10 protein-coding genes and 1 tRNA gene are annotated in these 12,017 nt (G+C 74.2%); 8 read left to right on the top strand and 3 right to left on the bottom strand.

Features of this window, described 5'->3' with window-relative positions:
• Positions 1–363: 363 nt before the first annotated feature.
• Together ACFYOU_RS02950 and ACFYOU_RS02955 are read right to left on the bottom strand one after the other, a co-directional pair.
• Positions 364–2,973, bottom strand: a complete 2,610-nt coding sequence (locus tag ACFYOU_RS02950; protein ID WP_391303063.1) for an SUKH-4 family immunity protein — start codon at positions 2,971–2,973, stop codon at positions 364–366.
• Positions 2,974–2,980: 7 nt separating this feature from the next.
• On the bottom strand, positions 2,981–3,988 hold the full coding sequence (locus ACFYOU_RS02955) for an SMI1/KNR4 family protein (protein ID WP_389762060.1): 1,008 nt from the start codon (positions 3,986–3,988) through the stop codon (positions 2,981–2,983).
• 297 nt (positions 3,989–4,285) lie between these two features.
• Between ACFYOU_RS02955 and ACFYOU_RS02960 the strand changes: the two genes are divergently transcribed.
• Complete coding sequence (locus tag ACFYOU_RS02960) at positions 4,286–4,831, top strand: YwqJ-related putative deaminase (protein WP_389762062.1); 546 nt, start codon at positions 4,286–4,288, stop codon at positions 4,829–4,831.
• 120 nt (positions 4,832–4,951) lie between these two features.
• On the top strand, positions 4,952–5,491 hold the full coding sequence (locus tag ACFYOU_RS02965; RefSeq protein ID WP_391303066.1) for an SUKH-3 domain-containing protein: 540 nt from the start codon (positions 4,952–4,954) through the stop codon (positions 5,489–5,491).
• A 39-nt stretch (positions 5,492–5,530) separates the two neighbouring features.
• Here the strand turns inward: ACFYOU_RS02965 and ACFYOU_RS02970 are convergent, their stop codons facing one another.
• Positions 5,531–6,880 (bottom strand): histidine kinase, encoded by a 1,350-nt coding sequence (locus tag ACFYOU_RS02970; protein WP_391303068.1) that lies wholly within the window; start codon positions 6,878–6,880, stop codon positions 5,531–5,533.
• A gap of 170 nt (positions 6,881–7,050) precedes the next feature.
• Here ACFYOU_RS02970 and ACFYOU_RS02975 point away from each other — a divergent pair.
• The 6 genes from ACFYOU_RS02975 to ACFYOU_RS03000 all read left to right on the top strand — a co-directional run bounded on the left by ACFYOU_RS02975 (position 7,051) and on the right by ACFYOU_RS03000 (position 12,007).
• A tRNA-Gln gene (locus ACFYOU_RS02975) sits at positions 7,051–7,125 on the top strand.
• 110 nt (positions 7,126–7,235) lie between these two features.
• A complete protein-coding gene (glmU, locus tag ACFYOU_RS02980; protein WP_391303070.1) occupies positions 7,236–8,684 on the top strand; it encodes a bifunctional UDP-N-acetylglucosamine diphosphorylase/glucosamine-1-phosphate N-acetyltransferase GlmU in 1,449 nt (482 codons plus the stop codon).
• 139 nt (positions 8,685–8,823) lie between these two features.
• The gene (locus ACFYOU_RS02985; RefSeq protein WP_386998958.1) at positions 8,824–9,798 is read left to right on the top strand and encodes a ribose-phosphate diphosphokinase; all 975 of its coding nucleotides are present in this window, start codon (positions 8,824–8,826) and stop codon (positions 9,796–9,798) included.
• A 283-nt stretch (positions 9,799–10,081) separates the two neighbouring features.
• Positions 10,082–10,666 carry a 50S ribosomal protein L25/general stress protein Ctc gene (locus ACFYOU_RS02990; protein WP_389762070.1) on the top strand — a complete coding sequence of 195 codons (585 nt, stop codon included), beginning with the start codon at positions 10,082–10,084 and terminating at the stop codon, positions 10,664–10,666.
• A gap of 117 nt (positions 10,667–10,783) precedes the next feature.
• Positions 10,784–11,380 carry an aminoacyl-tRNA hydrolase gene (pth, locus tag ACFYOU_RS02995; protein WP_391303073.1) on the top strand — a complete coding sequence of 199 codons (597 nt, stop codon included), beginning with the start codon at positions 10,784–10,786 and terminating at the stop codon, positions 11,378–11,380.
• 120 nt (positions 11,381–11,500) lie between these two features.
• Positions 11,501–12,007, top strand: coding sequence for a hypothetical protein (locus tag ACFYOU_RS03000; protein ID WP_385756168.1), 507 nt, complete (start codon positions 11,501–11,503; stop codon positions 12,005–12,007).
• The last annotated feature ends 10 nt before the right edge of the window (positions 12,008–12,017 follow it).

A 12,017-nucleotide genomic window follows, 5' to 3' on the forward strand; every position in this document is an offset into this window, starting at 1 on the left:
TGCACCATCCGGTACGGGGTCCTGCGCGCGTGCGCTGTGGCTTCGCGCAGTTCCCCGCGCCCCTGATCCCGTGCGTTCACCTGCCGGTGCGCTGTCCCGTGCGGTGCGCGGTGGATTTCGCGCAGTTCCCCGCGCCCCTGGATGGGGCGCTTGCGCTCGGGACAGCGCACGCCTGGAGGGACGCCCCGTTAGGGGCGCGGGGAACTGCGCGAGCAACCACCACGCACCCGCAGGTGGACGCACCCGATAGGGGCGCGGGGAACTGCGCGAAATGGCAGCGCACCCGCACGGGACAGCGCACCGGGCGGGACGGGGCAGGCGAAAGGCGCTCGACCTGGTCCAGGTCGAGCGCCTTGGCCGGGCCTACAGCAGGCCGTCCCACATCTGTTCCAGCAGCACGGACCACCAGCCCTCCGGCGAACCCAGCGCCGCCGGGTCGAGCGCCACCAACTGGGCCTGGAAGTCGACCGTCCAGCGCGCCGCCTGCTCCTGGTTGAGCCCGTACCGCAACCGCCACATCCGACCGAGCAGCGCCAGGCACCGTACGAACTCCGGCAGCCCCGAGTTGACGAACTGCGGTGCCACCACCGTGCCGCCCGGGCCCGCCTCGACCGGCACGGCGACGATGTTCGCGGTGCCGTACTGGACGCAGATCGCCTTGCCGAAGTCGCTGCCCACCACCAGGTACGAGCCCGCGTCCGGAGCGGGCTGGACCCCGCGCTCCTGCGCCAGCTCCGCCAACGTCGGCACCGGGCGCCCCGGCTGGGCCTGCGCCCAGAAGAACGGACCCACCTCGATCGGCAGCCCCGCCCACATGAGCGTCACCGCGACCGCCTCGGGCACGCCCTGCCGGGACACCGCGTGCTGGTCGAACCGGAAGACCCCCGGCCCGAACGCCGCCGCCAACTCCTGGGCGACCGCCTCCGGCGGGGCGGGCGGCACCGGCTGCGGCGGCGGCAGCGGAGCCCGCACCGGTGCGGGACGGGCCGGCCCGTCCGCGACCTGGTGCAACTCGCCCTGGTGCTCCAACAGCTGTCGCATGCCCTGCTGGCGTGACGCGTGGTCCGTGCCGTACGGGGCGATGCTCGTGATGCGGGCCTGCGGCCAACTCTCCCGGATCATGCGGGCGCAGTACGCGCCCGGCAGTTCGCACGACTCCAACTCGGTGTGCAGTTCCAGCACCTGTTGCGGGGGCACGTTCAACGCCCGCAGTTCGTGCAGGATCTGCCACTCCGGGTGGGGGGTGCCCGGCGCGGACCGCCGGATCAGCTGCTGCTCCGAACCGTCGGCCGCCCGGTACCGCAGCACCGCCTGGTACCCGGGGCCCACCATCGGCTGTCCCACGGGGGCGGACGGGTACCCGTAGGCGGGAGCCGCACCGGCCGGCGGACCACCGGGAACACCGGGAACGCCGTGCGCCCCAGGAGCACCGGGCGCACCGGGCGCACCGGGCGGCGGGGGCGCGCCAGGACCCGGCGGGCCCTGCACCGCCGGACCCGCGAGCATCGTCGCCGCGTGGTGCACCCCACCACCGGGACCGCCCGGCGGACCGGGCGGAGCCGGGGACTGGGGTGCGCCCGGGGTACCGCCCGGCGGGGTGCCGGGACCGCCCGGCTGCTCCGGGGGGACCGACGGCATCAGCTGGGTGGGGACGTAACCCCCGGCCGGCGTACCGGGAGCTCCCGGGCCCGAAGGCGGCGGGGGCGGTCCCGGACGCGACCCGGACCCCCCGGGGACGCCCGGCACGCCCGGCGGCGGCGGAGGCGGGGGCACGGCGCCGCCCCGGGACTTGCGGGGCGGTCGCTGGGCCTTGCTCGTCGCCGCGTCCGCGATGTCCTGGGCGCCCGGCGGCAACGAGCCGCCCGCGCCTCCCTGCCCCGCGGCACCGCCGGATCCAGCCGGCCCACCGGGACCAGTCGCACCACCGGTACCAGCCGCACCGGCCGGAAAGCCCTGGGCCGGCGTGCCGTACGGGGCACCCTGCGGCGACGCGCCGTACGGCGCGCCCTGCGGAGCACCGGGCGGCGGGGTCGCCCCGGGCGCGGGCGCCGAAGGCGGCACCGCCGGGCCCGCCGGAACACCTGGCTGACCCGCCGACGGGGGCAGCGCCTGCGCCAGCGCGGTCGGCGGCAACTGGCTGCCCCCGGGAATCAGCGCGGTGGGGGCGTCCGGCGCCACCGCCGGCGGAACGTTCTCCGGGACGACGGGCGCCGCGAACACCGTGTCCGGCAGCGGCACGGAGCCCGCCTCGTCCGCGCCGCCCGAGGTGTCGGTCCCGGCCCACGGGGTCTCTCCGGACGCCGCGCCACCGCCGGGCACCGGCACGGCGTCCGGGACCCGACCGTCGCCGCGACCCTCGACCGGGCCGTCGGCGGCCCCGCCGGGACCGGCCACCGTCCGCGCCAACCCGGGAGGGCCGGCCATGGTCGGCGCCGGCGCAACCGCCGCCCCGGGGAAGGCGTCCCCGGGCACCCCGGCCCCGCCCGAAGCGGAGACGGCACCCGGAGCACCCGCACCGGCACCGGCACCGGCCGCACCGACATCCCCGGCGCCCCCGCCGTCACGGCGCTGCTCGGCGTCCCGACGCTGATCCGGGATGCCCAACTTGTCCGCCGCCTCCTGCAACCACTCCGGAGGGCTCAGCAGGAACGACGTCTGGTGCAGGTCGATCCGCTCCGGCGCCGCCGGTACGGCGTCCTCCGCCGGGCCCTGCACCGCCCCGTACTCCTCCTCGTACCGGCGGATCACCTCGCCCACCGGCAGCCCCGGCCACAGCGTCGCCTCACCGCCGTCCCGGGCGATGACCAGCCGCTGTGCGCCGCCGTCCGACCGCGGGCCCTCCGGGCGGTCCTCCGCCCACACCACGAAGCCGAGCCCGAACTCACGCACCCGCACCTCCCGGTGCTGGTACGCGGGGACGTCGCCGTTGACCCACTCCTCGCCGCGCTCCTGCGCCTGTGCGAACGTCACCATCGAGTACTCACTCCCCCGCGACCTGCGCGTTCGACTCGGCGCCGCCGACCGGCACCGACCGCGCGAACCCACCGTCGACCATCAGGTTCGCCACCGTCTCCAACTCCGGCGGACCGCCCGCGAGCCGCGACAGGAACACGTCGAAGTCGTCGCCGCACGGCAGCAGCAACGTCCGCATCCGCTCCTCCACCGGGAAGCCGTCCCGGTCCCGGGCGTCGTCATGGGCGCAGAACCACACCGAACCGGGCAGCTCGCCGCGCACCTTGACCGCCAACAGACCGCCCTGGACGAACCCGATGCCGAGGTAGTCCTTGGTCAGGTGGTCGCGCAGGCACTTGTTCATGTAGACGAGGTCGTTGATCGCGGCCTCGTCGCGCACCGTGAAGAACGGCTGGTCCACCAGCAGGCCCAGTTCCGCGTCCAGCGCCGCCCCCACGGGGGCGCAGCCGCCCGCCGCCTTCAGGAACGAACGGTAGGCGCCGGGCAGTCGGTAGCCGAGTTCCTCCTCCACCGACTGGACCTGCGCCTCCGTGACCGCCACCGCGCCGCGGGGCAGGCCGAAGTGCACCGGGCGGGTCTCCTGGAGCGGGCGCGTACCGCGCTTGTCCTGGTCCACCGGGGTGGTCGTCAGTCCGCCGTGGTGCCGCAACAGCGCCTTCACCTCGACGGGGACCAACTCCAGCCGCCGGGTGCCCGGCACGTGGTGCCAGGTCCAGCCGTGCGGGGTCGCCACCGGGGACCCCGACTCCCACAGCGCGTGGCGTTCCGCCGCGAGCACCGCGTTCGCCGAGACGTAGTCCGTCAACCGCAGCTCGTCCACGCCGAAGCCGGCCGGTGGCTCGGCGATCTCGGCGGCGGCCCGGGCGTACGGTGCGAAGTCCGGGTGGCCGTGCTCGTCCACCCGCACCCCCCGGGGGTGGCGTGCGGCCCGGACCGGGTCCGGGAAGTGCACGACCTGCCCGGCGTACGCCGCGTTCGGCGGCGCGGCCTGCTGCCCGAGCCGACCTGTCGTCATGGCGGTAGCCCCCCTGCGGCGCTGGGATCGATCGATGCGTGATCATGTACGTCATCGATGCGGACGGAACGTGAGTCGGCGACAGCCTATGCCGAACCGCAACGGCGGTCATCGGGCCACCGATTCGGTGACCTGCTGTCACACCGACGTGACCGTACGACGAGCGACACGCGAGACGGCCTGCCCCGCAACGCCGCAGCTTCCACAGCGGCGCCGGAATTTGGCAGGCTGATACACCGCACGCGGGGTGGCGACGACCAGCCAGGCACCCTCCCGCGGGGAGGGAACACGCACCCGATGAGAACACCACAGGCACAACCGGCACCGCGGACGGGGTCCGCGCGGCCCGCCGGGCCGACGAGGTCCGCCACCGCGACCGGTGACCCCCGGGTGGGCTGGAGCACCGAGCGCACCCTGGACGCCCCGGTCCTCGCCCACCGTCGTGACGGCATCCTCCCGACCGTCGCGGCGGCGCTCTCCGTGCACGGCGCCACCCTCACGGGCACGGCGGCCCGCGGCGACCGGCCCCCCGCGCTGCACCCCCTCGTCCAGGACTTCCTGGACACCCTCACCAGCGACCGCCGCGACCGCTACACCGGGCGCTGCGCGGAGACGCTCCTCATCTCCCGGCACCTCACCACCGCGGACGGCGAGCGCTCCAAGCGCGCCCGTCGCAAGCCGATGACGAACGGCGAGGCCCGCAAGGCGCTGCGGCACGCCAAGCTCACCACCCGCCGCATCCGCGAGGACGACGACCCGCTGCACGGCACCTTCTCCCACCCGTGCCGGGCCTGCACCGCCCTGGCCAGCCACTTCGGCGTCCGCGTCATCGGCCCCCGATGACCGCCCCGAGCAGCCGCAGGTCGACCGCCCGACGCCCACCCGCACCACCCGTAGACCCGTAGCACCGAGCCGGCCGTAGTACGCGTAGCACCCGCCCCGCACCCCCACGAACGAGAGCAGATGCAGCCCGACCGCAGCTCCACCACCCGCTTCCCCGTCCCCGTCGACGCCGCGCTGCGCGCAGCGGGCTGGGAGCCCGGCCGCTGGGACATAAAGCAGGCCGAGTACTGGGCCGACACCCTGCGCGCCCACACCTCGCCCGGCGGACACGAACACGCCGTCTTCCCCGCGGCCGTCGAGGCGTGGGCCGAGTTCGGCGGCCTGCACCTCGCCCCCGGGCCGATGCCTCCCGGGCCGGGTCGGCCGGTCGCGCCGACCGCCGTACGCCTCGACCCGCTGCACGGTCTGCACCTCGCCCGCACCCTCGCCGACCTGGGCCGTGCGCTCGGCACCGAAGTCAGCCCCCTCGGCGAGGAGATCGTCGCGGGCTCCCCCGCCCCGGGCGACCACCAGGCGCTGCTCGCCATCGACGCCGAAGGCCGCGTCTACGGGCTCGACCACACCGGCGACTGGTACTTGGGGCCCGATCTGGACAGCGCGCTCATCACGCTGGTCACCGGCGCCCTGCCGCCCCGCCTCACCACCGCACCGGCGTCGTAACGGGCCCGTGGTGCGGGGGCCGAGCGGCGGGGGCCCCGGTCAGGCCGCGCCGCAGGGGATCACCGCGGACACCCGGAACCCGCCGGCGTCGGTGGGCCCCGACACGAACACGCCGCCCAGGGCGCCGACCCGCTCCCGCATGCCCACCAGCCCGTTGCCCCCGCTGGGCAGCCGCGCACCGGCGCCGCCCTCGGCGACCGGCGGCGGCGCCTCGTTCTCCACCTGCATCGCGATCTCGGACAACCGGTGCGCCAGGCGCACGTACGTCTTCGCGCCCGCCGCGTGCTTGTGGACGTTGGTCAGCGCCTCCTGCACCACCCGGAACGCCGTCTGCTCCACCTCGGCCGCGTACGCCCGCAGTTCCCCCTCCACGGACAGCACGACCGCCACGCCCGCCACCCGCGACTGGCCCACCAACTCGTCCAGGTCCGCCAGACAGGGGCCCTCCCCCACCGGGGCGGGTCCGGCGGCCCGCGAGGCGGCCGCCGCGGCGGCGGCCCCCACCGCGGCCAGCGGCACCGGCTCCGCGCGGCCCCGGCGCTCGTTGCCCGCGGCGGGCGCGGACAAGCCGTCGCCGGTCCGCAGCACCCCCAACATCTCCCGCAGCTCGCTCAGCGCCTGCCGCCCCATGTCGCCCACCAGGGCGGCGTTGCGCACCGCCTTCTCGGGGTCCTTGCGGGCCACCGCCTGGAGCGCCGCCGCGTGCACCACCATCAGCGAGACCCGGTGCGCCACCACGTCGTGCATCTCGCGGGCGATCCGGGTGCGCTCCTCGCTGCGCGCCCACTCCGCGCGCTCCTCCGCGCGCTCCGCGAGCAACTGCAACTCCCGCTCCAGCGAGTCGGCCCGTTCCCGCAGGCTCTCCATCAGCCGGCGCCGCGCCCCGACGTACAGGCCGAGCAGCACCGGCGGGGCGGTCAGCCCGAGGGACATCGTCAGGGCGATGAACGTGACGACCCACCCCTCGCCGGGCACCACCCCGGCGTCCGCCTGCTGGTCGGTGCGCACGTACGAGACGATCAGCACGGCGACCAGGGACATCCCGGCGAGGCCCGCGGTGATCCGGCGCGGGCACTCCGAGGCGGCCAGCGAGTAGAGGCCCACCACGCTGAGCAGGAAGCCCATCTCCGCGGGGGTGACCGCGATGGCGACGAGCACCACTGCGACGGGCCACCGCCGCCGCACCACTAGGGTCGCGCCGGCGAGCAGGCCGAACACCAGGCCCACCGCGAAGGGCAGGCCGACGTCCCGCGCGAAGGTGATGCCCTGTCGTGCGCACTCCACGGCCGACACCACGGCCAATGTGACGTCCAGTACGGCACTGCGCCGCCGTGCCCACCACCACGGCCCGGTCAAGGCCGCGCGGTGGACTTCCCCCGTCGTGGTCATGCCCCCAGCGTACGGGGGTGGGCGCACGCCGCCCGGGGAGTTTCGACGGGTGGGCGCACGGCCCGCGCGCCCCGCCGGCGGTGCCGGGCCACCCCGCCGTCGGACGGCCGGTGTTCGACCGGGAACTTGACGGCGGGCACGGTCGACTCGGGTAAGGTTCGGGGCAGTGATCCGCCGTGGGGTAACGGTAGCCCGCAGGCCTTTGAAGCCTTGTAGTGCTGGTTCGAATCCAGCCGGCGGAGCCACGGCGTTCGGGCCCCTGCCACCAGGTCGGGGCCCGCGCCCATTTCCGGCCCCGTACGCCCCGGTATCCTGCGGATGTCAGCACCAAGCACCGAAAGCCGAAGGGCATACCGTGAGCGCCATTCGCCCGGCCGCCGTCGTCGTTCTCGCAGCGGGTGAGGGCACCCGTATGAAATCGGCCACACCCAAGGTCCTGCACGAGATCTGCGGCCGTTCCCTGGTGGGCCACGTGCTGGCCGCCGCCCGCGAACTGGAGCCGGAGCGGCTCGTGGTGGTCGTGGGGCACGCCCGCGAACAGGTCACGGAGCACCTGGCGGCGATCGACCCGCAGACCCGCACCGCCGTGCAGCACGAGCAGAACGGCACCGGGCACGCGGTCCGCACGGGCCTCGCGGAGTGGGGCGGCACCCTCACCGGCACCGTGATCGTGGTCTGCGGGGACACTCCGCTGCTCACCGGCGCGACGCTGGAGGAGCTGGCGCGCACGCACGCCGCGGACGGCAACGCGGTGACCGTGCTGACGGCCGAGGTGCCGGACGCCACGGGGTACGGACGGATCGTCCGGGACCCGGCGTCGGGCGCGGTGACGGCGATCGTGGAGCACAAGGACGCCTCCGCGGCGCAGCGCGCGGTCCGGGAGATCAACTCGGGGGTGTTCGCCTTCGACGGGGTGCTGCTGGCGGACGCCCTGGGTCGGGTGCGCACGGACAACAGCCAGGGCGAGGAGTACCTGACCGACGTGCTGGGCATCCTGCGCGAGGCCGGGCACCGGGTGGGCGCCTCGGTCGCGGCGGACCACCGGGAGATCGCCGGGATCAACAACCGGGTGCAGCTGGCCGAGGCGCGGCGGACGCTGAACGCGCGGCTGGTGGAGCGGGCGATGCTGGACGGCGTCACGGTGATGGACCCGGACTCGACCTGGGTCGACGTGTCGGTGTCCTTCGAGCGGGACGCCGTGGTGTGGCCGGGTACGCAGTTGCTCGGTGCGACGCGGATCGGCGAGGGCGCCGAGGTGGGCCCCCACACCCGGCTGCGGGACACGGTGGTCGGCGCGGGCGCCCGGGTCGACAACACGGTGGCCGACTCGGCCGAGGTGGGCGCGGGGGCGTCGGTGGGCCCGTTCACGTACCTGCGGCCCGGCACGCGGCTCGGTCCGGCCTCCAAGGCGGGGTCGTTCGTGGAGATGAAGAACGCCTCGATCGGCGAGGGCACCAAGGTGCCGCACCTGTCGTACGTGGGGGACGCGACGATCGGCGACTTCACGAACATCGGCGCCGCGAGCGTGTTCGTGAACTACGACGGCCAGGACAAGCACCACACCACGGTGGGCTCGCACTGCCGCACCGGCGCGGACAACATGCTTGTGGCGCCCGTCACGATCGGGGACGGCGCGTACACCGCCGCCGGGTCCGTGATCACCAAGGACGTTCCGGCGGGTTCGCTGGCGGTGGCCCGGGGCCAGCAACGGAACATCGAGGGTTGGGTGGCCCGCAAGCGTCCGGGGAGCGCGGCGGCGAAGGCCGCCGAGTCGGCGGCCGGGGAGGCCACTGGCGAAAGCTGACCGGATTCGGGTGCGTCCGATAGCGCGTACCGTGATAGGTGCACTCATTCCGCTGGACTGGGGCATTTGATTCGGCTGACTCGTCGGTGCGGAACGCGGACGGGTGCAGCAGCTGCGAACACGTCGAGGAGACTGTGCTGTGACCGGGATCAAGACGACCGGCGAGAAGAAACTGATGCTCTTCTCCGGCCGCGCCCACCCCGAGTTGGCCGAGGAGGTCGCCCACCAGCTGGGAGTCGGCATCGTGCCGACCAAGGCGTTCGATTTCGCCAATGGTGAGATCTACGTCCGTTACCAGGAGTCGGCGCGCGGCGCGGACTGTTATCTGATCCAGAGCCACACCGCGCCGATCAACAAGTGGATCATGGAGCAGCTCATCATGATCGACGCCCTGAAGCGGGCGTCGGCGCGGAGCATCACCGTGATCGTGCCGTTCTACGGGTACGCCCGCCAGGACAAGAAGCACCGCGGTCGCGAGCCGATCTCGGCGCGTCTGGTGGCCGACCTGATGAAGACCGCGGGCGCCGACCGCATCCTCGCGGTGGACCTGCACACCGACCAGATCCAGGGCTTCTTCGACGGCCCGGTGGACCACCTGTTCGCGCTGCCGATCCTCGCGGACTACGTGGGCGCCAAGGTCGACCGCTCGAAGCTCACGGTCGTCTCGCCGGACGCCGGCCGGGTCCGGGTCGCCGACCGCTGGTGCGACCGGCTGGGCGCACCGCTGGCGATCGTGCACAAGCGCCGCGACAAGGACGTGGCCAACCAGGTCACCGTGCACGAGGTCGTCGGTGACGTGAAGGGCCGCGTCTGCGTCCTGGTGGACGACATGATCGACACGGGCGGCACCATCTGCGCCGCGGCGGACGCCCTGTACGCGCACGGTGCCGAGGACGTCATCGTCACCGCCACGCACGGCGTGCTGTCCGGCCCGGCGGCCGACCGGCTCAAGAACTCGAAGGTGAGCGAGTTCGTGCTGACGAACACCCTGCCCACCCCGAACGAGCTGGAGCTGGACAAGATCACCGTCCTGTCCATCGCGCCGACGATCGCCCGGGCGGTGCGCGAGGTGTTCGAGGACGGCTCGGTCACCAGCCTGTTCGACGAGCAGTAGGGCGCGCGCAGGACCCCGGGAGCCGTCGCGGGTCCTGCGGTGCGCCGCCCGGCCCCGTGGGCGCGGTCCCGTGAGCGCGGGTCCTGGGTTCACGGGTCCCGGGTGGCCACCGGATGATCCTTTTGGAGTGCGGCCTGCCCGCCGAGTAAGCTGGTCGAGTTGCTCGGCGAGGGAGGCCGCACTTCTTGGGTGCGGCGGTCCGTTATCGACGCGCTCTTCGTAGCAGGCCAGTCGTACGGCCGGGTGACGGCCATCATCGATTCCCCATCTACGAGGAGTGCACATGTCCGAGGTCAAGCTCACCGCCCAGTCCCGTACCGAGTTCGGCAAGGGCGCCGCGCGCCGCATCCGCCGCGCCGACCAGGTCCCCGGCGTCCTCTACGGGCACGGCACGGACCCCGTCCACCTGACGCTGCCGGGCCACGAGCTGCTGCTCGCGCTGCGCACCCCGAACGTCCTGATCTCCCTGGACCTCGACGGCCACACCGAGCTCGCGATCCCGAAGGCCGTCCAGCGCGACGCCGTCCGGGGCTCCCTGGACCACGTCGACCTGCTCCTCGTGAAGCGCGGCGAGAAGGTCAGCGTCGACATCCCCGTCCTGACCGAGGGTGAGCTGGCGCCGGGCAACTTCCTGCTGGAGCACGTGCTCAACTCGCTGCCCGTCGAGGCCGAGGCCACCCACATCCCCGAGTCGGTGACCGTCTCCGTGGCCGGCCTGGAGGCCGGTGCCTCGGTGCTCGCCAAGGACGTCGTGCTGCCGTCCGGCGTGTCCCTCGGTGTCGAGGACGACGCCGTCGTCATCCAGGTGCTGGCCGCGCAGGCCGAGGAGGCCCCCGCCGCCGCCGAGGGCGAGACCGCCGAGGCGTGAGCCGTGCGTCCCGGTCACCGGGACGTCCGCTCCACCGCAACATCGCCGTTTCCCACAGCCGTCGCCCCGTCCGGGCGACGGCTGTGGCCGTGGGGGACTTCAGGAGGCACGAAACCGATGACGGACGACGTCAACGCGCCCTGGCTGGTGGTGGGTCTGGGCAACCCCGGGCCGGGGTACGCCATGAACCGGCACAACGTGGGCTTCATGGTGGTGGACCTGCTCGCCGCGCGGATGCGCGGGACGTTCAAGCGGGCCACCAAGGGGCAGGCGCAGGTGCTGGAGGGGCGCACGGGTCCGCCCGGGCCGGCGAGCCGTCGGGTGGTGCTCGCCAAGCCCCTGTCGTACATGAACCTGTCGGGCGGCCCGGTGACGGCGCTGCGCGACTTCTACAAGGTGCCCACCGAGCGCATCGTGGCGGTCCACGACGAGCTGGACATCGACTACGGGACGCTGCGGCTGAAGCTGGGCGGCGGGGACAACGGGCACAACGGGCTGAAGTCGATGACGAAGGCGATGGGGCCCGACTACCACCGCGTGCGGTTCGGCATCGGCCGGCCGCCGGGCCGGATGCAGGTCGCCGACTTCGTGCTGAAGGACTTCTCGTCCACGGAGCGCAAGGAGCTGGACTACTTCGTCGACCGGGCCGCCGACGCGGTGGAGTGCCTCGTCGCGGACGGCCTGGAGCGGGCGCAGAGCACGCACAACACCTAGGCCCTGGCGCCCGTGCGGGCGGACCGCCCGGGGTGCAGCGGGTCACAGGGGGGTGTACATCTCGGGGCAAGTCACGGGGGGCGGTTGACCGGGCGTCGGCGATGGCCAAGGATCCGGGCCATGGCGACGCGCGCCCACTCGGGTCACAGAGCTCACTCCCGTCCTGCCGGCCGGATCGCGGTGTCCTGGGCGGGCCGGACCCTGATGGGCGTGGTGGCACTGCTGCTGCTGATCGCCGGGGTGTGGGCGTCCTGGGGCACGGCGCAGCACGTGATGCTGGCCAAGGGGCGCGAACGCGGCACGATGACGGTCGAGGGGTGCGACGCCGAGGAGTGCGTGGGCGCCTACGCGCCGGGGTCCACGGGTTCGCAGGCGCGCGGGCGGGTGGTGCTCGACCAGTCGGTGGGCGCGGACCCGGGCGACCGGATACCCGTCGTGGTGAAGCCGGACACCGACCAGGTGGTGCGCACCGGGCGGGCGGGGCTGTTGCGGGCGTGGGTGCCGCTCGGCGGTGCCCTGCTGCTGGCCGCGGTGATCATCGCCGGGGGCGTGCGGATGCCCCGGACGGCGTGGGCGACGGCCGCCGCCGCGCTGGCGTTGCTGACGGCGGCCGTCGTGACGGTCTAGGTCCCCCGCG

Origin of the sequence: Streptomyces sp. NPDC005955 (assembly GCF_042871255.1) — a bacterium.
Lineage (GTDB): Bacteria > Actinomycetota > Actinomycetes > Streptomycetales > Streptomycetaceae > Streptomyces.